The sequence below is a fragment of the Methylobacterium sp. 275MFSha3.1 genome (assembly GCF_900108435.1).
Lineage (GTDB): Bacteria > Pseudomonadota > Alphaproteobacteria > Rhizobiales > Beijerinckiaceae > Methylobacterium.
The window spans coordinates 61,844-82,785 of the sequence record NZ_FNWP01000018.1 but is presented as its reverse complement, the minus strand read 5'-3'; the positions used below and the strand labels follow the sequence as shown (position 1 = coordinate 82,785).

General features: G+C 72.6%; 21 protein-coding genes. 13 read left to right on the top strand and 8 right to left on the bottom strand.

The window, feature by feature from the left end; translation table 11 throughout:
- The first annotated feature begins 48 nt into the window (after window positions 1-48).
- The 8 genes from BLW78_RS20845 (at window position 49) to deoA (ending at window position 7,362) form a co-directional block, all read left to right on the top strand.
- Window positions 49-1,740, top strand: coding sequence for a methyl-accepting chemotaxis protein (locus BLW78_RS20845; protein ID WP_170855207.1), 1,692 nt, complete (start codon window positions 49-51; stop codon window positions 1,738-1,740).
- 148 nt (window positions 1,741-1,888) lie between these two features.
- Window positions 1,889-2,455: a glutathione peroxidase gene (locus tag BLW78_RS20840; protein ID WP_091681821.1), complete on the top strand. Its 567-nt coding sequence runs from the start codon at window positions 1,889-1,891 to the stop codon at window positions 2,453-2,455.
- 56 nt (window positions 2,456-2,511) lie between these two features.
- Complete coding sequence (locus BLW78_RS20835) at window positions 2,512-3,147, top strand: sigma-70 family RNA polymerase sigma factor (protein WP_091681819.1); 636 nt, start codon at window positions 2,512-2,514, stop codon at window positions 3,145-3,147.
- 101 nt (window positions 3,148-3,248) lie between these two features.
- Complete coding sequence (locus BLW78_RS20830) at window positions 3,249-4,016, top strand: anti-sigma factor (RefSeq protein ID WP_026605029.1); 768 nt, start codon at window positions 3,249-3,251, stop codon at window positions 4,014-4,016.
- Window positions 4,017-4,079: 63 nt separating this feature from the next.
- Window positions 4,080-4,520 (top strand): cytidine deaminase, encoded by a 441-nt coding sequence (locus tag BLW78_RS20825; RefSeq protein ID WP_056523657.1) that lies wholly within the window; start codon window positions 4,080-4,082, stop codon window positions 4,518-4,520.
- Window positions 4,513-5,337, top strand: a complete 825-nt coding sequence (locus BLW78_RS20820; protein ID WP_091681818.1) for a purine-nucleoside phosphorylase — start codon at window positions 4,513-4,515, stop codon at window positions 5,335-5,337. Before BLW78_RS20825 ends, BLW78_RS20820 begins: the two co-directional genes overlap by 8 nt.
- Complete coding sequence (gene deoC / locus BLW78_RS20815; protein WP_091681816.1) at window positions 5,330-6,061, top strand: deoxyribose-phosphate aldolase; 732 nt, start codon at window positions 5,330-5,332, stop codon at window positions 6,059-6,061. Before BLW78_RS20820 ends, deoC begins: the two co-directional genes overlap by 8 nt.
- A 2-nt stretch (window positions 6,062-6,063) precedes the next feature.
- The gene (deoA, locus tag BLW78_RS20810; RefSeq protein ID WP_091681899.1) at window positions 6,064-7,362 is read left to right on the top strand and encodes a thymidine phosphorylase; all 1,299 of its coding nucleotides are present in this window, start codon (window positions 6,064-6,066) and stop codon (window positions 7,360-7,362) included.
- 54 nt (window positions 7,363-7,416) lie between these two features.
- Here deoA and BLW78_RS20805 read toward each other — a convergent pair whose 3' ends face one another.
- The 4 genes from BLW78_RS20805 to dnaK form a co-directional block, all read right to left on the bottom strand.
- Window positions 7,417-7,734, bottom strand: coding sequence for a hypothetical protein (locus BLW78_RS20805; protein WP_020093831.1), 318 nt, complete (start codon window positions 7,732-7,734; stop codon window positions 7,417-7,419).
- A 109-nt stretch (window positions 7,735-7,843) separates the two neighbouring features.
- Window positions 7,844-8,482 (bottom strand): class I SAM-dependent methyltransferase, encoded by a 639-nt coding sequence (locus tag BLW78_RS20800; RefSeq protein WP_020093830.1) that lies wholly within the window; start codon window positions 8,480-8,482, stop codon window positions 7,844-7,846.
- Between the two features lie 139 nt (window positions 8,483-8,621).
- Entirely contained in the window at window positions 8,622-9,770 is a 1,149-nt protein-coding gene (gene dnaJ / locus BLW78_RS20795; protein WP_020093829.1) for a molecular chaperone DnaJ, read from the bottom strand.
- A 251-nt stretch (window positions 9,771-10,021) separates the two neighbouring features.
- Window positions 10,022-11,938: a molecular chaperone DnaK gene (dnaK, locus tag BLW78_RS20790; RefSeq protein WP_029359089.1), complete on the bottom strand. Its 1,917-nt coding sequence runs from the start codon at window positions 11,936-11,938 to the stop codon at window positions 10,022-10,024.
- A gap of 392 nt (window positions 11,939-12,330) precedes the next feature.
- On the opposite strand from dnaK, the gene BLW78_RS20785 reads away from it, so the two are divergent.
- Window positions 12,331-13,314 (top strand): hypothetical protein, encoded by a 984-nt coding sequence (locus BLW78_RS20785; protein WP_091681814.1) that lies wholly within the window; start codon window positions 12,331-12,333, stop codon window positions 13,312-13,314.
- Between the two features lie 145 nt (window positions 13,315-13,459).
- Here BLW78_RS20785 and BLW78_RS20780 read toward each other — a convergent pair whose 3' ends face one another.
- Window positions 13,460-14,098, bottom strand: a complete 639-nt coding sequence (locus tag BLW78_RS20780; RefSeq protein WP_280142477.1) for a YqgE/AlgH family protein — start codon at window positions 14,096-14,098, stop codon at window positions 13,460-13,462.
- A 129-nt stretch (window positions 14,099-14,227) separates the two neighbouring features.
- On the opposite strand from BLW78_RS20780, the gene BLW78_RS20775 reads away from it, so the two are divergent.
- The 3 genes from BLW78_RS20775 (at window position 14,228) to BLW78_RS20765 (ending at window position 15,941) form a co-directional block, all read left to right on the top strand.
- On the top strand, window positions 14,228-14,626 hold the full coding sequence (locus BLW78_RS20775; protein ID WP_244526999.1) for a hypothetical protein: 399 nt from the start codon (window positions 14,228-14,230) through the stop codon (window positions 14,624-14,626).
- A gap of 102 nt (window positions 14,627-14,728) precedes the next feature.
- Complete coding sequence (locus tag BLW78_RS20770) at window positions 14,729-15,208, top strand: peroxiredoxin (RefSeq protein WP_020093824.1); 480 nt, start codon at window positions 14,729-14,731, stop codon at window positions 15,206-15,208.
- A 91-nt stretch (window positions 15,209-15,299) separates the two neighbouring features.
- A complete protein-coding gene (locus tag BLW78_RS20765; RefSeq protein ID WP_091681812.1) occupies window positions 15,300-15,941 on the top strand; it encodes a DedA family protein in 642 nt (213 codons plus the stop codon).
- 6 nt (window positions 15,942-15,947) lie between these two features.
- On the opposite strand, the gene BLW78_RS20760 is transcribed toward BLW78_RS20765, so the two are convergent.
- Window positions 15,948-16,706, bottom strand: coding sequence for a restriction endonuclease (locus BLW78_RS20760; RefSeq protein ID WP_020093822.1), 759 nt, complete (start codon window positions 16,704-16,706; stop codon window positions 15,948-15,950).
- 110 nt (window positions 16,707-16,816) lie between these two features.
- The gene (locus BLW78_RS20755; protein ID WP_020093821.1) at window positions 16,817-17,230 is read right to left on the bottom strand and encodes a Ros/MucR family transcriptional regulator; all 414 of its coding nucleotides are present in this window, start codon (window positions 17,228-17,230) and stop codon (window positions 16,817-16,819) included.
- Window positions 17,231-17,624: 394 nt separating this feature from the next.
- Here BLW78_RS20755 and BLW78_RS20750 point away from each other — a divergent pair, with 394 nt between their 5' ends.
- Window positions 17,625-20,300 carry a bifunctional acetate--CoA ligase family protein/GNAT family N-acetyltransferase gene (locus BLW78_RS20750; protein ID WP_091681811.1) on the top strand — a complete coding sequence of 892 codons (2,676 nt, stop codon included), beginning with the start codon at window positions 17,625-17,627 and terminating at the stop codon, window positions 20,298-20,300.
- Between the two features lie 54 nt (window positions 20,301-20,354).
- Here BLW78_RS20750 and BLW78_RS20745 read toward each other — a convergent pair whose 3' ends face one another.
- The gene (locus BLW78_RS20745) at window positions 20,355-20,888 is read right to left on the bottom strand and encodes a Dps family protein (protein WP_091681894.1); all 534 of its coding nucleotides are present in this window, start codon (window positions 20,886-20,888) and stop codon (window positions 20,355-20,357) included.
- Window positions 20,889-20,942: the final 54 nt, after the last annotated feature.

Below are 20,942 nucleotides of genomic sequence, written 5' to 3'. Positions count from 1 at the left end.
CGCGGTTGATGAGGCGGCGACTCACTCACCGCGGGGAGAGCCCGAGACATGTCATTTCGTATGTCCGACTACAGGATCAGCATCAAGATCGCCCTTGTCATGGGCGCGATGCTCATCGTTACATTGGTCGTGGCCGGCATAACCTTGCGGAACATCGGTGACATCCGGGAGGCACAGGACCGGATCGAGCACACGCAGGCGGTGCTGGAACAGGTCGAGCGGATGAGCCTCGCGATGGTGAATCGGGAGACCGGCCTGCGCGGCTACCTGATCGCCGCGGAGCCGCGCTTCCTCGAGCCCGAGACGGCCGGACGTGAGGCCTTCGCGGCGGCCTGGTCAAAGATGCGGCGGCTGGTGGCGGACAACCCCGCGCAGCAGGCACGCTTGACGGACCTGAAGTCCCTGGCTGATCGCTGGGGCAGCGCGTTCGCGGATCGCGAGATCGCCCTGATGCGCGATGCCGCGACGCGGGAAGAGGCGCGCCGGATCATGATCTCGGGCGTCGGCAAGGCGATCATGGACGAGATCCGCGCCAAGACGGCCGAGATCGCCGACACGGAGCGCGCGCTGATGAACGGCCGGGCTCAGGCCGCGGCGACGGCCATCGCGGCGACGCGTTCGGCGAGCCTGATCGGCCTCGGCCTGATGGCCGGCATCGGGCTGATCGGTCTGGCGCTCCTGCAGATCGGCATCGCCAAGCCGGTCCGCGCCATCACGGCCGCGATGACCCGGATGGCGGCGAACGATCTCCGGACCGAAGTGCCCGGAGTCGGCCGCGGTGACGAGATCGGCGCCATGGCCGATGCGGTCCGGGTCTTCCGCGACGGCCTCGTCCGAGCCGCGACCCTCGAAGCCGAGGCTGCGCAGGCCCGTGCCGCCCTCGATGCGCAACGCAAGGCCGCGATGGTCGAGATGGCCGACGGCTTCCAGGCGGCGGTCGGCGGCGTGGTGCGGGCCGTCTCGTCGGCGGCGAGCGAACTCGAATCCACGGCCGCGCGCATGAGCTTCGCCGCGGCCGAGACGGCCGACCAGTCGACGACGGTCGCGGCGGCGGCCGAGCAGGCGGCCACGAATGTCAGCACGGTGGCCGCCGCCGCCGAGGAACTCGGCACGACCATTCACGAGATCGGCCGTCAGGTGCAGACGGCGGCCGGCTTCGCCGACACGGCCGTCGCGGAGGCCGGACGATCCGCGGACCTGATGCGCAGCCTGCGGGAGAGCGCGACGCGGATCGGCGACGTGGTCGGCCTCATCTCGGGCATCGCCGGCCAGACCAACCTGCTGGCCCTCAACGCCACGATCGAGGCGGCCCGCGCCGGCGCGGCGGGTCGCGGCTTCGCGGTGGTCGCGAGCGAGGTCAAGGAACTGGCCGAGCAGACGGCGAGAGCCACCGAGGAGGTCGCCCGACAGGTCGGCGAGATTCAGTCCTGGACCGGGGACGCCTCCGACGCGATCACGCGGGTCGTCAGCCGCATCAACGAGATCAGTGCAGTGTCGAGCGGGATTGCCGCGGCGGTCGAGCAGCAGGGCTCGGCGACCCAGGAGATCGTCCGGAACGTCGGTCAGGCGGCACTCGGGACCGGAGCCGTCACCAACAACATCACGGCCGTGGCCCGCTCGGCGGAGGGGGCCGGGAGCGCCGCCGCACAGGTGCTCGAGGCGGCGTCCGGGCTGCTGGGGCAGGCTCAACAGCTCGACGTGGAAGTGGGCCGCTTCCTCGACACGGTCCGGACCGGTTGAGGCCGCCCGCCGGCCTTCCGATCCGCCGGCGGTCGAGCCTGCGTCGAAACGACCGTCGCGGCGCATGAAACCGTGGCGGATCGGGCGCGTTGCCGCGCGGAAAATCGCGCGCTCAGCGGCGCGACGAGGTCGCGAAGAGGTCACCGCCATGACGCTGCTGCGCCGCGAGGCCCTGATCCTGATCGGTGCCGGTCTCGCCGGCGGCGCCCGCGGCGCGGAGCAGCCCGCCGGGACCGCGCGGGCCACGGATTTCGCCTTCGAGACCCCGGAGGCCGCGCCGATGCCGCTGTCCGCCTACGCGGGGAAGCCGATTCTCGTGGTCAACACCGCGACAGCGTGCGGCTATGCCGGGCAGCTCACCGGGCTGCAGACGCTCTGGACGCGGTTCGGCGATCGCGGGCTCATCGTGCTGGGCGTCCCGTCGCCGGATTTCGGCAACCAGGAACCCCTGGACGGCCCGGCCATCGCGGAGGCGGCGCGGAGGAATCACGGCGTCACATTCCCGCTCACGGCCAAGACCCGCGTGAAGATGCCGGGCGCCCACCCGTTCTACCGCTGGGCGGCGGCCGAGCGCCCCGCCGAGACGCCGCGCTGGAACTTTCACAAATACCTGATCGCCCGCGACGGCACCCTCGCGGCGGCCTTCGCCACGCAGGTCGAGCCGACCGATCCGCGGGTGATCTCGGGGATCGCCGCCACCCTCGACCAGGCCTGACGGCGACGCCGGGCCGGGAGGCGGGATTAAACGCGCGGGCCCCGCGTTCACACATCATGGCATCGGACAAGAACAAGCGCGCGGACCTCCTCGACCTGCTGGTGCCCCTGCGGCGCTACGCGCGGTCGCTCACCCGCGACACGCTGCGGGCCGACGACCTCGTGCACGACACGCTGGTGCGGGCCCTGGAGATGCAGGGCTCGCTCCGGCCGAACACCAATCTGCGCACCTGGATGATGACGGTGCTGCACAACGCCTTCATCGACGAGCAGCGCCGCCGGCAGGTCGAGGCGCGGCACGCCGACACGCTGGTGCGGATGAGCGAGGACATGGCGCCGCCGGCCCAGGAGGGTCAGGTGCGCCTCGCCCAGATCCGGCAGGCCTTCCTCAAGCTGCCGGAGGAGCAGCGCGCGGCGCTCCACCTCGTCACGCTGGAAGGCATGGCCTACGCCGACGCGGCGGCCGTTCTCGGCATCCCGATCGGCACGCTGATGTCCCGCCTCGGCCGCGGCCGGGCGGCCCTGCGGGCCTTCGAGGAGGGGACGCGGACCGACCGCGGCTCCGATGAGGCGGAACCCACCAAGACATCCGAGACGCGGCGCGGACCGCCCTCCACCCTCCGGCTCGTCGTCTCCGACGAGCCGCGAGAAAGGTCCGCCTGGCCTCTGCGACGCGCCGTCGGAGAGAGCTGAGCACGGAGCTGATGAAGGACCGGCACCCGCGGGCGCCGGTGCCGACTGACGATTGCGACCGGCGGATCGCCTCCGGGCACGCTGGATTCGAGGACTTCACGATGATCGATCCGATCACAGACGACGATCTCATCGCCTTCGTCGACGGCCAGATCGACCCAATGCGCCGTCTCGACGTCGAGGCGCACCTCGCGGCCAATCCCGAGGCCGCGGCCCGGGTAATGGCCGAGATGCACGATCGCGACGCCCTCAGGGCCTGCTTCGAGCGCGTTCCGGGGCCCGGGCCGGACCGGAACATGGTCCTGGCGCGCCGCTTCGACCGGAACCTGCGCTGGCGCCGCGTCGCCTCGCGCCTGAAGCGGGCCGCCGCGATCGCGGTGCTCGTGGGCGCGGGCTGGCTGGCCCACGACGAGATCGGCCGCTTCGGCGTTCCCGACACCCTGGCGGCGACCCCGGATCCGGCCCTGATCGCAGACGCGCGGCAGGCCCGGGTCGTGGCGCAGCTGCGCAAGAGCATCGGTGGCCAGGCCGACGATCCGGTCTACGACCGGGCGCGCCTCCGCTCGGCGACCGGCATCGACCTGCCGGCCCTGCCCGATGGCTGGCGGGTGCGCGACATCCAGGTCTTCCCCGCCCGGCACGGCACCGGGATCGAGGTCGCCTTGGAGACCGAGCGCTTCGGCGAGGCGTCGCTGTTCGCCACCCGCGGCATCCGGGGCGGACCAACGACGCTCATCACCGGCTCGGACGACGGCGACGTCGTCTCGTGGAACGCGGGCGACACCGCCTACGCCCTGAGCGGTCCGCGCAGCGACGCGGACCTGCGGCAGGCGGCGAGCCTCCTCGGCGCCGGTCCGGCGACCCGCTGAGCGCGCGCCGGACTCCCGCCCGGGGCCTCGACAGGGCGCCCCGGCGGGTGCCAAAGATCGGCCATGCAGGCCACGGATCCAGCACGGGACCCAGCACGGGACGATGACGGGCTCGCAGCCCTGTTCGACGCGGCGCGCGCGGTGCGCGCGCGGGCGCACGCCCCCTATTCCCACTTCCCCGTCGGAGCCGCGCTGCGCGACGAGCGCGGCGCGATCCACGCGGGCTGCAACGTCGAGAACGCCGCCTACCCGGTCGGGACCTGCGCGGAGGCCGGGGCGATCGCCGCCATGGTGGCGACCGGCGGCCGGCGCATCGCGGCGATCCTGGTCTGCGGCGACGGCAACGGCCTGGTGACGCCCTGCGGCGCCTGCCGCCAGCGCATCCGCGAGTTCGCCCGACCGGACACCCCGATCCACGCCGCCGGTCCGGGTGGAGTCGCCCGCACCTTCACGCTGGCGGAGCTGCTGCCGGAATCCTTCGGCCCGGAGACGCTCGGTGAGTGAGGCGGCCGCCCGCGACGCGCTGCGCGCCGCCGGCTTCGCGGGTCCCTACGCCTGCGCGGTGGTGACCGGCACCGGCCTCGGCGGGATCGCGGCGGCCCTCACGGACGCGAGCGCCGTCGACTACGCGGCGATCCCCGGATTTCCGGGGCCCGGCGTCAGCGGCCACGGCGGCCGGCTGCATCGCGGCCGCCTCGCCGGGCGGCCGGTCCTGATCTTCGAGGGGCGGGCCCACGCCTACGAGCGCGGCGATCCGGCGGCGATGCGGGTGCCGCTCGCCTGCGCCCGGCACCTCGGCGCCCGGCGCCTCCTCCTCACCAACGCCTCCGGATCCCTGCGGCCCGGGACCGGGCCCGGCAGCCTCGTGCTGCTCGCCGACCACATCAACCTCTCCGGCCTGAACCCGCTGATCGGCGAGGCCAGCGACGCCCGGTTCGTGCCGATGACCGAGGCCTACGACCCGCATCTGCGGGCGCGGCTTCGCGCGGCGGCCGGGGCCTGCGGCGTGCCCCTGGGGGAGGGAGTCTACGCGTGGTTCTCGGGCCCGAGCTTCGAGACGCCCGCGGAGGTGCGGATGGCCGGCATCCTGGGCGCCGACCTCGTGGGCATGTCCACCGTGCCGGAGGTGATCCTCGCCCGGTTCCTCGACCTGCCGGTGGCGGCGGTCTCGGTGGTGACGAACCTCGCGGCCGGCATCGCCGGCGGCGCGCCGCACCACGCGGAGACGAAGGCGGTGGCGGCCCGGGCCGCGGAGGATCTCGGCCGCCTGGTCCGGGCGTTCGTGGCCGGCCTGCCCGACGGAGAGACAGCCGATGACTGACCCCGAAGCCGGCGCGGTCGCCCGCCGGGCCCTGCCGCTCCTCGACCTCACCGATCTCGGCGAGACCTGCACCGAGACCCGGATCGACGTCCTCTGCCGGGACGCGAAGCGCGGCGGCGTCGCGGCGATCTGCGTCTGGCCGCGCTTCGTCGCGCAGGGCGCGCGGGCGCTCGCGGGCACCGGGATCCGGATCGCCACGGTCATCAACTTCCCCGCGGGCGGCGAGGACTGCGCCCGCGCCACCGACGACACCGCCGAGGCTCTGCGCGACGGCGCCGACGAGATCGACCTCGTCCTACCCTACGGCGCGCTGCTGCGGGGCGAGGCGGCGGTGGCTCGCGACATGGTCGAGGCCGTGCGCGACACCTGCGGATCCGCGACCCTGAAGGTGATCCTGGAGACGGGTGCGCTCGCCGAGCCGGAGCGGATCCGGGAGGCCAGCCGGATCGCCCTGGAGGCGGGCGCCGACTTCCTGAAGACCTCCACGGGCAAGAGCTCGGTCTCGGCGACCCCGGAAGCCGCCGAGGCGATGCTGGCCGAGATCCGCGCCGGCGGCCGCCCCGCGGGCCTGAAGGTCTCCGGCGGCCTGCGCAGCGTCGCCGACGCCGCCACCTACCTCGACCTCGCCGACCGGTTGATGGGTCCCGGCTGGGTGAGCCCGAGAACCTTCCGGCTCGGGGCGAGCAGCCTGTTCGAGACCCTGATGCGGGCACGGACGCTGTGAGCGTGCGGCTGCCTCAGGAGACGATCCGGGCCAAACGCGACGGCCAGCCCCTCGATCCGGACGAGATCGGGGCCTTCATCCGCGGCCTCACCGACGGCACGGTCGGGGAGGGGCAGGCGGCGGCCTTCGCCATGGCGGTGTTCTTCCGCGGCCTGTCGCTGCCGGAGCGGGTGGCGCTCACCCGCGCGATGGCGGAATCGGGCCGGATCCTCGCCTGGGACCTGCCCGGGCCAATCCTCGACAAGCACTCCACCGGCGGCATCGGCGACGCGGTGAGCCTGCCGCTCGCCCCGATGGTCGCGGCCTGCGGCGGCTACGTTCCGATGATCTCGGGGCGCGGCCTCGGCCATACCGGCGGGACGCTGGACAAGCTCGGCAGCATCCCGGGCTACGACGCCACGCCCGGGCTCGACGCGTTCCGCCGGGTCGTCGCGGAGGTCGGCTGCGCCATCATCGGCCAGACCGCCGAACTCGCGCCCGCGGACCGGCGCCTCTACGCGATCCGCGACGTCACCGGCACGGTCGAGTCCCGCGACCTGATCACCGCCTCGATCCTGTCGAAGAAGCTCGCCGCCGGGCTCGACGGGCTCGTGATGGACGTGAAGCAGGGCTCCGGCGCCTTCATGGCGGGCGTGCCCGAGGCGCGGGCGCTGGCCCAGAGCATCGTCACGGTTGCGGAGGGGGCCGGCCTGCACACCGCCGCGCTGATCACCGACATGGACGCGCCGCTCGCCAGCGCGGCCGGCAACGCCGTCGAGGTCGCCTACGCGCTCGACTACCTGACGGGCGCGCGCCGCGAGCCGCGCTTCCACGCGGTCACGGTGGCGCTGGGCGCCGAGATGCTGGTCGTGGGCGGCCTGGCGCCGGACCGCGACAGCGCCGCGGAGCGGCTGGAGCAGGCCCTCGCCTCGGGCCGGGCGGCCGAGGGCTTCGCCCGCATGGTCGCGGCGCTCGGCGGACCGGGCGATCTCCTCGAGCGGCCGGAGGCGCATCTGCCCGCCGCGCCGGTGCGCCGGGCGGTCCGTCAGGACGGGACCGTCGCGGGGATCGCGACGCGGGCGCTGGGCTTGGCGGTGATCGGACTGGGCGGCGGCCGCACGCGGCCTGAGGATCCGGTCGACCCGCGGGTCGGCTTCACGGATCTTGCCGGTCCCGGATCGTCCGGCGGGCTGCTCGGGATCGTCCACGCGGCCGACGAGGCCGCCGCGGACCGGGCGGAGGCCGCGCTGCGGGCGGCCTACCGGATGGGCGACGCGCCGCCGGAGCGCCCGCCCGTCCTCGAGCGGGTGGGCGCCAGCTAGCGGGCGCGCCCGGCCATCACGGATCCGTGGCCGGGCGCGGCGGGCTCGGAGCCCTTACCAGCGGCCGTAGCCGTGGCGATGGCCCCAGCCGCCGTGGTGATGGTGACGCGGGCCGAAGCCGCGGTGCCCCCAGCCGTGATGATGGCCCCGGCCCCAACCGTGGTGGTGATGGCGCGGGCCGTAGCCGCGGTGACCCCAGCCGCCGTGGCGGTGCCCGTAGCCGTAGCCGTACTGGACGGTCTGGACGTCGCCGGCTTCCGCCTGCAGGCCGGCATCGCGGCCGAGGGGCGCGGCCATGGCCGGCGCCGCGAAGGCGAGTCCGCCGAAGGCCAGGGCGGCGGCCAAACGGGTCCGTGCGGTCTTGGTGAACATCGGCGTTCTCCTGATCCACGCCGGTCGCCCTGTGGCGTCCGGCCGTGTCCCAGGTGTGCGCCTTTCCAGTTGACGCAAACGTGACCTGTTCGCTCAGGCCGTGTTCAGGTCAGGGTCGGCGGTAGACCCAGACCCGCGCCGGCGGCAGGTTCAGCCAGACCCGGTTGGAGCGATCGGCGGTGTAGCTGCCGGCCTCGCAGCGGGCCGGGATCGGCGGAACGACCGCGTAGGTGAACTGCACGAAGGGCGCGCCCGGCCGCATCAGGTCGTGGGCGGTGTTGAGCAGGTCGAGCCGCTGCTCCAGCGGCTTGGTGAACAGCGGCAGGCTCGAGATCGTCGCGGCGGCGGGCTCCGTCAGCACGTCCTGGAGGCTCGCGCGCATGTTGTAGGCGTCGCCCTGGATGACCCGCACGCCCGGGAAGCGATGGGTCAGGAGGCGGCAGAAATCGGGGTTGAACTCCACGAGGATCAGCCGCTCCGGCGCGACGCCGCGCCGGATCAGCGCCTCGGTCACAGGACCGGTGCCGGGGCCCAACTCGACCACCGGCCCTTCGAGGCGCGGGTCGACGTAGGCCGCCATGGTCCGGGCGAGCATCTTGCCCGAGGGCGTCACGGCCCCCGTGACCAGGGGGCGCTCCAGCCAGGACCGCAGGAATCGGGCCTCGTCCTCGAGGGGGTCGCGCCGCGGCCCGAAAATCGCGCTCCTGCCCGCAGGAGCCTTCGCGTTGGGACGGCGGAGCGGCGGCAAGTCCTGGATTCCTTGATGCCGGATGAGAATGAATGGCTAGGGACGGCGCTGTCTTACAGTCAAGCCGGCGCCGCGCCTAGGGGATGCAAGCCACGCCGGCCGCTTGCATAACGGGTCTTCCCGGGATTCGGATCCGGCCTCACGGCCGGACCGCGCCCCCGAAGAAGTCCCGCACCTTCGAGAAGAAGCCCGCGGACTCCGGATGGTTCTCCGGGGAGGCCGACTGGTCGAACTCCTGGAGCAGCTCGCGCTGGCGCTTGGTCAGGTTCTGCGGGGTCTCGACGAAGACCTGGATGTAGAGGTCGCCGACCTCCCGCGAGCGCAGCACCGGCATGCCCTTGCCCTTGATGCGGAACTGCTTGGCGGTCTGCGTCCCCGCCGGGATGCGCACCTGCGTCTGCGAGCCGTCGATCACCGGCACGGTGATCTCGCCCGAGAGCGCGGCCGTGACCATCGAGATCGGCACCCGGCAGAACAGGTCGGCGCCGTCGCGCTGGAAGAACTCGTGCTGCTTGATCGACAGGAAGACGTAGAGGTCGCCCGCCGGCCCGCCGCGCAGCCCGCTCTCGCCCTCGCCGGCGAGCCGGATCCGCAGCCCGTCATCGACGCCCGCCGGCACGTTGATCGAGAGGGTGCGCTCGCGGTTGACGCGCCCGGCGCCCTGGCAGGCGGTGCAGGGGTCGTCGACGATCTCGCCGCGGCCGTGGCAGTTGGGGCAGGTCCGCTCGATGGCGAAGAAGCCCTGCGCCGCCCGGACCCGTCCGTAGCCCGCGCAGGTCGGGCAGGTCCGCGGCTTCGAGCCGGGCTTCGCGCCGGACCCGTCGCAGACCTCGCAGGTGATCGAGGTCGGGATCTTGATGGTCTCGGCCTTGCCGGTGAAGGCCTCCTCCAGGGTGATCTCGAGGTTGTAGCGCAGGTCGGCCCCGCGCTCGCGGCCCGGCGTGCCGCCGCGTCCGCGGCCACCGCCGGCGGCCCCGCGGCCGTCGCCGAAGAAATTGTCGAAGATGTCCGACATGAAGTCGCCGAACTCGTTGCCGAATCCGGGACCGCCGGCACCGCCCTGGCTGAAGGCCGCGTGGCCGAACCGGTCGTAGGCGGCGCGCTTCTGGCCGTCGGACAGGCACTGATAGGCCTCGTTGATCTCCTTGAACTTGATCTCGGCGTCCTTGTCGCCGGGATTCCGGTCGGGATGATAGGTCATCGCGAGCTTGCGGAAGGCGACCTTCATCTCGCCTTCCGTGGCGGTCTTGGTGACCCCCAGGATCTCGTAGTAGTCCCGCTTCGACATCCCGCCCTCAGGTGCCTTCCCGTCCCGTCCCGTACCCCGGGCCGCGACGCTTCTCTACCACCGCGCCGCCGTTCCGGGAGGCCGCGACGAGCCCGGAAACCGGAGGCGCCGACGACGCGGATCCGCGATCGGCCGGCGGCTCCCGGTTCCGGGCCCCGCAGGCCCGGCATGACGGAGCTTCTGAATACGCTTCTCACGCAAAGGCGGGGCCGGATCGCTCCGGCCCCGCGCGGTCGTATCAGATCCGCGCCTCAGGCGCGCTTCTTCTGGTCCTTCTCGTCGACCTCCTGGAAATCGGCGTCGATGACGTCGTCCTTCTTCTCGGAGGCCGCCGCCTCGGCACCGGCATCCGGGCCGGCCGCCTGGTTGGCGGCGTACATGGCCTCGCCGAGCTTCATCGAGGCCTGCATCAGGTCCGTGGTCCGGGCCTTGATGGTCTCGACGTCGTCGCCCTCCAGCGCGGTCTTGAGCGCGGTCATCGCGGTCTCGATCGCGCCCTTGTCGGCGGCCGGGACCTTGTCGCCGTACTCGGTCACCGACTTCTCGGTGGCGTGGATCAGGCTCTCGCCCTGGTTCTTCACCTCGACGAGCTCGCGCCGCTTCTTGTCGGCCTCGGCGTTCGCCTCGGCGTCCTTCACCATCCGGTCGATGTCGGCGTCCGACAGGCCACCCGAGGCCTGGATGCGGATCTGGTGCTCCTTGTTGGTCGCCTTGTCCTTGGCCGTCACGTTGACGATGCCGTTGGCGTCGATGTCGAAGGTCACCTCGATCTGCGGCATGCCGCGGGGCGCCGGCGGGATGCCGACGAGGTCGAACTGGCCGAGCAGCTTGTTGTCGGCCGCCATCTCGCGCTCGCCCTGGAAGACCCGGATCGTGACCGCGTTCTGGTTGTCCTCGGCGGTCGAGAAGGTCTGGGACTTCTTGGTCGGGATCGTGGTGTTGCGGTCGATGAGCCGGGTGAACACGCCGCCCAGCGTCTCGATGCCCAGCGACAGCGGGGTCACGTCCAGCAGCAGCACGTCCTTGACGTCGCCCTGGAGCACGCCGGCCTGCACGGCGGCGCCGATGGCCACGACCTCGTCCGGGTTGACGCCCTTGTGTGGCTCCTTGCCGAAGAAGGACTTCACCACTTCCTGGATCTTCGGCATGCGGATCATGCCGCCGACCAGCACCACCTCGTCGATCTCGGAGGCCGACACGCCGGCATCCTTGAGCGCCTTGCGGCAGGGCTCGATCGTGCGCTGCACCAGATCGTCGACGAGCGACTCGAACTTCGCGCGGCTGAGCTTCAGCGCGAGGTGCTTCGGGCCTGTGTTGTCGGCGGTGATGTAGGGCAGGTTGATCTCGGTCTGGGTGGCCGAGGACAGCTCGATCTTGGCCTTCTCGGCGGCCTCCTTGAGGCGCTGGAGGGCGAGCTTGTCCTTGGTCAGGTCGATGCCCTGCTCCTTCTTGAACTCGGCCGTCAGGTACTCGACGATCCGGTTGTCGAAGTCCTCGCCGCCCAGGAAGGTGTCGCCGTTCGTCGACTTCACCTCGAAGACGCCGTCGCCGATCTCGAGGATCGAGACGTCGAAGGTGCCGCCGCCGAGGTCGTAGACCGCGATCGTGCCGGACTTCTTCTTGTCGAGGCCGTAGGCGAGCGCCGCCGCGGTCGGCTCGTTGATGATGCGCAACACCTCGAGGCCCGCGATCTTGCCGGCGTCCTTGGTGGCCTGACGCTGGGCGTCGTTGAAGTAGGCCGGGACCGTGATGACCGCCTGCGTGACCGGCTGGCCGAGATGCGACTCGGCGGTCTCCTTCATCTTCTGCAGGGTGAAGGCGGAGATCTGCGAGGGCGAGTACTTCTTGCCGTCCGCCTCGACCCAGGCGTCGCCGTTGTCGCCGCGGGCGATCTTGTAGGGCACGAGGCCCTTGTCCTTCTGGGTCATCGGGTCGTCGTAGGTCCGGCCGATGAGCCGCTTGATGGCGAAGAACGTGCGCTCGGGGTTCGTGACCGCCTGGCGCTTGGCCGGCTGGCCGACGAGCCGCTCGCCGTCGTCCGTGAAGGCGACGATGGACGGCGTGGTGCGCGCGCCTTCCGAATTCTCGATGACCTTGGGCTGCGTGCCTTCCATCACGGCCACGCAGGAATTGGTGGTGCCGAGGTCGATGCCGATAACTTTACCCATGGTGGGATCCCTCTTTGTGTCGCGTTCAAGCAGACCGCCGAGCCCCGAAGCAGCTCGGCCCATGGCGGTGTCGGGGGTGATGTGAGTATGGGACCCGGGCCGGATCAAGGGCCGTGAACGGCTGAAACCCAGCGCGCAATCCCGCGTCGAGGGCGATATAAGAAGCCCGTTCCGGGCCCGCAAGGCGAAGCCTGCGCGGCGGGATCGGCCCCGCGGATCCGCGCCATCCCTTTGTCATTCCGGCAGGATCTCGCCGCACGGACGGCGTCGGCCCGGTGGCGTGGCTGCATTTTGTTGCTCCGCTGCCACGTCCGCGCCATCGACGGCGTGTTAACGTTTCGACAAGGGGTTGCGCGTGGCCCCGCCACTTCGTCTCCCCGTCGTAGAGTCCGATGCGCCCGACCCGCAGCCTCCTGCTCCCGATCCTGGCGGTCGCCGTCGCGGCGCCCGGGATGCTCGCCGCGCCCCCCGCGCGGGCCCAGAACTTCTTCGAGCGCCTGTTCGGCATCAAGCCGGAGCGGCCGCCGACGCCGCCGCGGGGCCTGCCGGAACCGGCGCCCGGCCCGGCGGCGCCGGGCGAGCCGGGACCGCCCGCGGCTCCCGAGGCGCCCCGGCCCGCCCCAGTCCCGGCCCGCCCGGTCGTGCTGAAGACGCCCTCCGAGGACGGCGTGATCGGCCAGGAGCTGCAGCTCAACGGCCTGTCCGGGTCCCTGAAGCTGGAGCGCTCCGGCACGGCCGTCACGGCGCGGATCAAGCTGCCCGGGACCAAGATCTCGCAGCCGGCGGATTCGTGCACCGTCCCGCTCGCGGGCGGCAATCCGGTGCCGCTCACCGCCGAGGGCAAGCCCGAGGGCGTGCCCCGCTTCGAGGCCGCCGGGGCCGAGTGCCCGCTGCGCTTCGACGTGACCGACGGCGGCGTCCTGGTCTCGAGCCTGGGTTCGGGCCCGGTCTGCACCTTCTCGGCGGCGGATTGCGCGACCACGCCGGTCGGCCTCTGGGGGCCAGGCGCCGCCACCCTGATCCCGCGGGCCGGCGAGTTCGACACGGCTCGGGGCGTCGCCGACAAGGCCGTACGGGACAATTACAAGCTGATGACTCAGCGGGCCCGGCGCGAGGACGTGCGGCCGATCGTCAGCGAGCAGGCGGCGTTCTCCTCGGACCGGGAGCAGCTCTGCCGCACCTACGCGCGCGAGGGGACGCACGGGTTCTGCCATCTGCGGGTGACGGAGAACCGCGCCCTGGCCCTGGCGACCCGGCTCGGCGCCAACACGGCGACGCCCACCGCCGCCGTGGCGCCCCGGCGGCCCCGGCCCAAGCCGGCCGTCGAGGGCATGAACCCGGACGCGGTCGGCGGCGGCGACGCCGTTCCGGAGTAAGACCGCCCCGTAACGGCCCGGCGCAACCGTCTTTGCGAACGGAGCGAAGCAGCCCAGGGTAGCGCGGGGCTGGCCGGCGTAGCGTTCCTGGATCGCTTCGCTCCGCTCGCAAAGACGGCGTGCCGCCCCGGCGAGCGCGGCCGGGTCAGGCCCGGCCGGCGGTCATCGACAGCATCGCCGGATCGATGCCGTTGGCCCGCAGGGCGAGGTCGTACTTGGCGTCAAGGTCGGCGTTGAAGATCAGGGCCGGGTCGGCCGGGCAGTTAAGCCAGCCGTTGGCCATGATCTCGCTCTCCAGCTGCCCGGCCTGCCAGCCGGCGTAGCCGAGCGCCAGCACGGCGCTGGCCGGCCCCTCGCCGCTGGCGATGGCGCGGAGGATCTCCACGGTCGCGGTCAGGCAGATGCCGTCGTCGATGATCAGCGTCGATTGCTGGATGTGGAAATCGTCGCTGTGGAGCACGAAGCCGCGCCGTCCCTCCACCGGGCCGCCCATCAGGACCGGCATGTGGCCGACCCGCTCGCGCAGGCGGATCGCGTCCGCCTCGGGCGCCACGTCGAGCTGGACCAGCAAGTCCGGCATGCTGATGTCGGTCGCCGCCTTGTTGACGATGATGCCCATGGCCCCGTCGGCGGAATGGGCGCAGATGTAGATCACCGAGCGCGCGAAGCGCTCGTCGGCCATGCCGGGCATGGCCACGAGGAACTGCCCGTCGAGGAAGTGCGGGCCCGTCAGCTCCGTGCGGAGCGGCGCCGCCTTCCCGGCCTGGGACGACGCTGCCGACATGGGATCGGGCCTGCGGTGCGGAGGGTGCGCCATGCCTCCATGCTACGCCGCGCCCCTCCGTTGTCCAGCGGGCAAAAGGGACGCAGCAAGCCTCCCCCAAGCTTGTGCGGGTCTCATGCGCGCCGCAGAATGTCCTGGCCGGCACGCGAGGCGATCGTTCCGGCCACGTTCGAGACCGTGACCATCGTGGCTGGCCCCGCCTCTCAGACCGCGTTCGACATCGAGGAGCAGCGCGCCCGGATCGAGCGCGCGCACGAGGAGACGCGGAAGTTCGTCGCCGAGCAGCACAAGCTGATCGCCGAGCAGTCGAACCTGGCCGCGGAGCAGACTAAGCTGGCGGCCGAGCAGTTCAAGATGACGGCCGAGGCTTCGAAGACGGCCGTCGAGCAGACCAAGCTTGCGGCCGAGGCCGCCAAGATCGGCCGGGACCGGAGTCTCGCGCCCTGGCAGGTGGCACTGTCCGGCATGACGGCCGGGGCCGCGCTGTTCGGCGCCGGGGCGGCCTTCGTCAAGCTTCTCGGACCGTGAGCCGCAGGCCGCTCCCGATCCTCGACAGGCACCCCCTGCCACGCTAGGTCAGGCGCGCTGCTCACACGCGCCATCCCAGCGCGCGACAACGAGGGACCCGCGATGATCCAGGTCGGCGACCACCTGCCCCAGGCCACCTTCCGGGTGATCGGCCCCGAGGGCCCGATCGCGCGCACCACCGACGACGTGTTCAAGGGCCGGCGCGTGGTCCTGATCGGCGTGCCGGGGGCGTTCACCCCCAGCTGCCACCGCAACCACCTGCCGGGCTTCGTCACCCACCGGGACGAGATCCTCGGGCGCGGTATCGACGCCATCGCGGTGACGAGCGTCAACGACGTGTTCGTGCTCGACGCGTGGTCGAAGGCGAGCGGCGCCGAGGGGCTGGAATTCCTCGCCGACGGCAACGCCGATTTCGCCAAGGCCCTCGGCCTGGAGATGGACGGCACCGGCTTCGGCCTCGGGATGCGCTCGAAGCGCTACTCGATGCTGGTCGAGGACGGCGTCGTCCGGATCCTCAACGTCGAGGAGACGCCCTCGAAGGCCGAGGCGTCCGGCGCCGAAGCACTGCTGAAGGTCCTCTGAGGACGCCGCCGGCCGCAGATCGGCCCTCTTAAGGCCACGTTCCGTCCGCTTGTGTCGCCGGGCTCTGCCCGGAGACCGGCCCGAGGACCGCATGGCCTTCCTGAACGACCTGCCCATCGCCGACCTGATCGCGAATTACGGATACATCGCGATCTTCGTGATCATCACCCTCGAGAGCGCCGGCGTGCCGTGCCCCGGCGAGACGGTGCTGATCTCGGCCGCCGTCTACGCGGGGAGCACCGGGAACCTGAACATCGGCCTGGTCATCGCCGCGGCGGCGACGGCGGCGATCCTGGGCGACAATGTCGGCTACTGGGCGGGGCGGCGCTGGGGCATGCCGCTGCTGCTCCGCTACGGCCATCTCATCGCCCTCGATCACGGGCGGCTCAAGCTCGGCCAGTACCTGTTCCGCCAGCACGGCGGGAAGATCGTGTTCTTCGGCCGCTTCACCGCGATGCTGCGCGCCTACGCGGCCCTGCTCGCCGGGGTCAACCGCCTGGACGCGCGCCGCTTCTTCGCCTTCAACGCCCTCGGCGGCGTCGTCTGGGCTGGCAGCATGGGCATCGGCTCGTACTATTGCGGGCGCCAGATCGAGCACATCGTCGGCCCGGTGGGCCTGACCCTGCTCGCCCTGGTGGTGTTCGGCGGCCTGGCCCTGTGGCTGTTCGTGCGCCGCCACGAGGCGCGCCTGCTCAGCGAGGCGGAGATCGCCATCCCCGGCCCGCTCGCCTGACGGGCATCACGTCTCCGCGAGGTCGAACGCCTCGATCGCCTCGAGGGCGTCGTGGTGCAGGAGGAGGACGCCGGTGGCCGTGGCGAGCCGGCGCGCCGCCGGCGTGAAGCCGGCGTTCGACACCACGGCGGCCCGGTCCCCGTCCCAGTAGCGCAGGGCCGCGGCGGCTTCCTGCACGGCGGCGTTGCCCACGGGCTTGCTCAGCCGCTTGCACTGCACGACGAGGCGCAGCCCGTCCCGCACCGCCACGATATCGGCGCCCTGGTCGCCGCTCGCCGGCGTCCGGTGCGCCCGCCAGCCAGCCCGGACCAGGCGCTCGGCGCAGTAGCGCTCGTAGTCCAGCCCGTCCCCGGGCGCCTCGTCCTCCTCCGGGAGCGCGACGGCGGCGGCCTCGGCCTCGACGATCGCCAGCATCCGCGCGTGCTCCGCCTCGGCGAGGTCGGCGAAGCGCGGGCCGAGCTGCGGCAGGACGGTCCGCTCGAGGAAATAATCGCGCTCGCGCAGCCAGCCGTCCTCGATCCGGTTGCCGTAGGGGTCGGTGTAGCTCTCCTGCCGCCGCCGCAGCGCCAGCGTCTCGGCATGGGCGCGGGCGATCCGGCGCACCCGGGCCCGGAACCGGCGCGGGCGCCCGAGATGCCGCAGCAGGACGAGCGCGAGGGCGAGTCCCGTCGCGGCGAGCGCCGGCCGGCCGTACCAGAGCCCGAAGGGAAGGCCGATCACGGCCGTCCAGAACAGGCGGGCGACGAGGCTGGGCTTGCCGGGCATCGGGTCTCGGGGGCGCTGACGGGCCCCCGACCCTCGCAAGCGCGGCTTGCCCGATGCCTAACCCGCCTCCGAAAGCTGTGGACGCGGACGCGGATGAGAGCGCCGCGCCGTCAGCCCTTCCGGCGCTGGTGGCCGAGGCCCATGCTCTTGGCGAGGCTGGACCGCGCCGCGGCGTAGTTCGGCGCCACCATCGGGTAGTCGGGCGGCAGGCCCCACTTTCCCCGATACTCCTCGGGCGTCAGGTTGTAGTGCGTCCGCAGGTGGCGCTTCAGCGACTTGAACTTCTTGCCGTCCTCCAGGCAGACGATGAAGTCGGGCTGGACCGAGCGCCGGACCGGCACGGCCGGCCGCAGCTGCTCCGCCGGCGGGGCGGACGGCTCGCCGAGCCCGTGCAGCGTCGCGTGGATGGCCGCGATCAGCCCCGGCAGTTCCGGCGCGGGGACCGGATTGTTGCTCACGAAGGCCGACACGATGTCGACGGACAGCGTGAGATAGTCCGGTTGCCCTTCACCCGTGGCGTCCATCCCGTAACCTCCAATCGATCCCAGCCGGCCACCCACGCCGGCCGGGATCTGTCTCTGCTCGACCCGATACAGGGTAGTTAATGGGCAGTTACTATGGTGGTGTGAATTCAATAGCAAGTCCAATCCACACATGCCCACAAGTGCCGTCTTAGAGTGGATAAATGGCGCCCGATATTGAACAAAAGGAGGTCTGGAGACCGCGCTCGCGTCGACCACGCGATTTCCGGCTGGCGCGTGCCGACCGGGCGTTGCAGGCGCGCCGGATCGCGCCATCTGGGAGGGCGGCGGGCGCTCCGGCGCCTCGTCCGTTCGGACGTGAGCGAGAGGCCAGATGCGTGCCGCCAGGAACGGCCTGCGGGACCGCGTCCCGTGACGATGTCGTGAGCCGCCGGTCGTGAGCACCTACCGGTTCGACAAGCTGCTGGCGCCCCGCTCGATCGCCCTGGTCGGGGCGGTGGGGCGCGAGGGCTCGCTGGGGCGCAGCGTGCTCGACAGCCTGCGCGCCGCGGGCTTTCCCGGCGCGATCATGCCGGTCCAGCCCGATCAGGCCGCCGTCGAGGGGCTGGCCTGCGTGCCGCGGGTCGCGGATCTGCCCGCCGCCCCCGACCTCGTCCTGATCGCGGTGCCGCCGCCGAGCGTGCCCGAGGTCGTCGCGCAGGCCGCCGCGATCGGCGCCGGGGCGGCCGTGATCCTCACGGCGCGGCTCGGATCCGGGCCGGAGGATCCCGGTCCGGTCGCCCACGGGATCGCCCGCGCCCACGGCCTGCGCCTGCTCGGGCCCGACAGCGCAGGCTTGGCGGTCCCGGGCGCGAGGCTCAACGCCAGCCTGTTCGCCCAGGCGCCCGAGGCCGGCGACCTCGCCCTCGTCTCGCAATCCGGCACGGTCGCGGCCGCCATCGTCGCCTGGGGCGCCCGCCACGGCACGGGCTTCTCGGCGGTGCTGTCGCTGGGCAGCGTCCTCGACATCGGCGTGGCCGACTGCCTCGACCACTTCGCCGCCGATTTCCGCACCCGCGCGATCCTGCTCTGCCTCGACCGGGTCGCGGATGCCCGCCGGTTCATGTCGGCCGCCCGCGCCGCGGCCCGGGCCAAGCCCGTCGTGGTCCTGCGGGCGGGCCGGCACCGGCCCGACACCCGCGCCGCCGTCACCCATACCGGCGCCCTGGCCCGCCCGGACGCGGTCTACGCCGCGGCCTTCCGGCGGGCCGGCCTGCTGGCCGTGCCGGACCTCGACGCGATGTTCTCCGCCGTGGAGACCCTGGGGCGGCAGCGGCCGTTCCCCGGCCACCGGCTGGCGATCGTGTCCAACGGCCGCGGCATCGGCCTCCTCGCGGCGGACCGGCTGATCGAGCGGGCCGGGACCCTGGCGGCGCCCGCCGAGGCGGAGGGCCGCGCGCCGGGAAACCCCCTCGACCTCGGCGTCGACGCCGCCGGTCCGGCCTTCGCGTCCGCGCTGACGCCGCTGCTGACGGATCGGACGAGCGACGCCGTGCTGGCGATCCACGTGCCGACGATCCGCTCGGAGGCCGGCGCGGTGGCCGAGGCCGTCGCCGCGACGGTCAAGGCCGCCCGCGCCGGCCAGACCCGCAAGAAGCCGGTCTTCGCGGTCACGCTGGGCGACGCGGAGGCGGCGCGCGAGACCTTCGCGCAGGCCGGGATCCCGCATTTCACCACCGATTCCGAGGCGATCGAGGGCTTCCTGCACCTCGTGCGCTACCGCGAGGCCCAGGACGACCTGATGCGCACGCCGGACTCGCTGCCGCGGGACTTCTCCCCCGACACGGCGCGGGCCCGCTCGATCGTCGCCGGCGCCCTGCGCCAGGGCGCCGCGTGGCTCGACCCGGTGGCGGTGAACGGCCTCCTGCAGGCCTACGGGATCCCGACCGTCCCGATCACGCTCGCCCCCGACACGGACGCGGCCGCGGCGGCCGCGTGGCCGATCATCGCGGCGGGCGGGACGGTGGCGCTGAAGGTCGTCTCGCCGGACATCGTGCACAAATCCGACATCGGCGGCGTCCACCTCGACCTGACCAGCGAGGCCGACGTCGCGGAGGCCGCCCGCAGCATCCTGGCCCGCGCGCGCCGGGAGCGGCCCGACGCCCGGGTCACCGGCTTCGCCGTGCAGCCGATGGTCCGCCGCGGCCAGCGCCGGGAGCTGATCGCCGGGCTCGCGGAGGACGCGGTGTTCGGCCCGGTGGTGGTGTTCGGCCGGGGCGGGACCGCCGTGGAGGTGATCGACGACCGCGCCCTCGGCCTGCCGCCGCTCGACCTAACCCTGGCGCGCGACCTCATCGCCCGCACCCGGGTCGCGCGCCGCCTCGAGGCCTACCGCGACGTGCCGGCGGCCGATCTCGGGGCGATCGCGCTGACGCTGGTGAAGCTGTCCCAGCTCGCCGCCGACCTGCCGCAGGTGCGCGAGCTCGACATCAACCCGCTCCTGGCCGACGAGACCGGCGTGCTGGCCCTCGACGCCAGGGTCCGGATCGGGCGCGCCGAGCGCGGCGCCCACGGCCGCGGCCACCCGCGCTTCGCGATCCGGCCCTATCCGGCCGAGTGGATCCGCACGCTCAACCTCAAGGACCGGACCGTGCGGGTGCGGCCCGTGCGCCCGGAGGACGAGGGCCTGTTCCTGGCCTTCTTCAAGGGTCTTGACCCGGAGGACCTGCGGCTGCGGTTCTTCGGGCCGGTGCGCGAGTTCAGCCACGCCTTCCTGGCCCGCCTGACGCAGCTCGACTACGCCCGCGCCATCGCGTTCGTGGCCACGGAGATCGGGCCGGGCGGCGGCGAGCGCATGCTCGGTGCGGTCCGGCTCCACGCCGACGCCAACCACGAGAGCGGCGAGTACGCGATCGCGGTGGGCCGCGACGCCCGCGGGACGGGCCTCGCCTTCGCGCTGATGCGCCTGATGATCGACTGGGCGCGCTCCGAGGGGATCGGCCGGGTCGAGGGCACGGTGCTCGCCGAGAACCGGCCGATGCTGGCAGTGTGCCGCCGCCTCGGCTTCACGCAGGGGCGCGACCCGGACGATCCGGGCCTCGTGAAGGTGCACCTCGATCTCGCAACCGGCTAGCGGCGCGGCGAGGCCCGACCCGGCGCCGGCCGCGCCGGTGCCGGGGGGCGCGGCTCAGTGGCCGCTGTCGGTCGCGTTGCGGGTGGTCTCGTAGAGGAACCACGTCCGCTCCTCGGACTGGTCGATCCACTCCTCGAGCTGCGAGGTGGTCGCCACGTCGCCGGCCTCGTCGGTGACCCCGTGGAGCGTCCGCATGTTGGCGGTGAGGACCTTGTTGTCGTCGCGCAGCTCCTTGAGCATGTCGAGGGGCGAGACGTACTCGGCATCGTTGTCGGCCACGCGGGTCAGGCTCTTGGCTTGGCCGAGCGAGCGCAGGACCGTGCCGCCGATCTTGCGGGCGCGCTCGTTCACCGCGTCGATGATCTCGAAGATCTGCGCCGACTGCTCGTCCAGCAGCAGGTGGTAGTCGCGGAAATGGGGCCCGCTCATGTGCCAGTGGAAGTTCTTGGTCTTGATGTAGAGGGCGAACAGGTCCGAGCTCAGGACCGTCAGGCCCTCGGCGATCGTCCGGACGTCGCTCGGATCGAGGTCGGTCGGGGTGTTGAGGCGCGCGCTCTCGATGCGGCTGCTCGGCTTGGCCTTGGCCATGGTCGTCTCCAATGCGATTCGCTGGCTCGGCGCGCCGCTCCGTCACTCCGCGGA

Coding starts and splice junctions, on each gene's coding strand:
- BLW78_RS20845 (WP_170855207.1), top strand. CDS start 49: ATGTCATTTCGTATGTCCGACTACAGGATCAGCATCAAGATCGCCCTT.
- BLW78_RS20840 (WP_091681821.1), top strand. CDS start 1,889: ATGACGCTGCTGCGCCGCGAGGCCCTGATCCTGATCGGTGCCGGTCTC.
- BLW78_RS20835 (WP_091681819.1), top strand. CDS start 2,512: ATGGCATCGGACAAGAACAAGCGCGCGGACCTCCTCGACCTGCTGGTG.
- BLW78_RS20830 (WP_026605029.1), top strand. CDS start 3,249: ATGATCGATCCGATCACAGACGACGATCTCATCGCCTTCGTCGACGGC.
- BLW78_RS20825 (WP_056523657.1), top strand. CDS start 4,080: ATGCAGGCCACGGATCCAGCACGGGACCCAGCACGGGACGATGACGGG.
- deoC (WP_091681816.1), top strand. CDS start 5,330: ATGACTGACCCCGAAGCCGGCGCGGTCGCCCGCCGGGCCCTGCCGCTC.
- BLW78_RS20805 (WP_020093831.1), bottom strand. CDS start 7,734: ATGTTCACCAAGACCGCACGGACCCGTTTGGCCGCCGCCCTGGCCTTC.
- dnaJ (WP_020093829.1), bottom strand. CDS start 9,770: ATGTCGAAGCGGGACTACTACGAGATCCTGGGGGTCACCAAGACCGCC.
- dnaK (WP_029359089.1), bottom strand. CDS start 11,938: ATGGGTAAAGTTATCGGCATCGACCTCGGCACCACCAATTCCTGCGTG.
- BLW78_RS20785 (WP_091681814.1), top strand. CDS start 12,331: ATGCGCCCGACCCGCAGCCTCCTGCTCCCGATCCTGGCGGTCGCCGTC.
- BLW78_RS20780 (WP_280142477.1), bottom strand. CDS start 14,098: ATGTCGGCAGCGTCGTCCCAGGCCGGGAAGGCGGCGCCGCTCCGCACG.
- BLW78_RS20775 (WP_244526999.1), top strand. CDS start 14,228: ATGTCCTGGCCGGCACGCGAGGCGATCGTTCCGGCCACGTTCGAGACC.
- BLW78_RS20770 (WP_020093824.1), top strand. CDS start 14,729: ATGATCCAGGTCGGCGACCACCTGCCCCAGGCCACCTTCCGGGTGATC.
- BLW78_RS20765 (WP_091681812.1), top strand. CDS start 15,300: ATGGCCTTCCTGAACGACCTGCCCATCGCCGACCTGATCGCGAATTAC.
- BLW78_RS20760 (WP_020093822.1), bottom strand. CDS start 16,706: ATGCCCGGCAAGCCCAGCCTCGTCGCCCGCCTGTTCTGGACGGCCGTG.
- BLW78_RS20755 (WP_020093821.1), bottom strand. CDS start 17,230: ATGGACGCCACGGGTGAAGGGCAACCGGACTATCTCACGCTGTCCGTC.
- BLW78_RS20745 (WP_091681894.1), bottom strand. CDS start 20,888: ATGGCCAAGGCCAAGCCGAGCAGCCGCATCGAGAGCGCGCGCCTCAAC.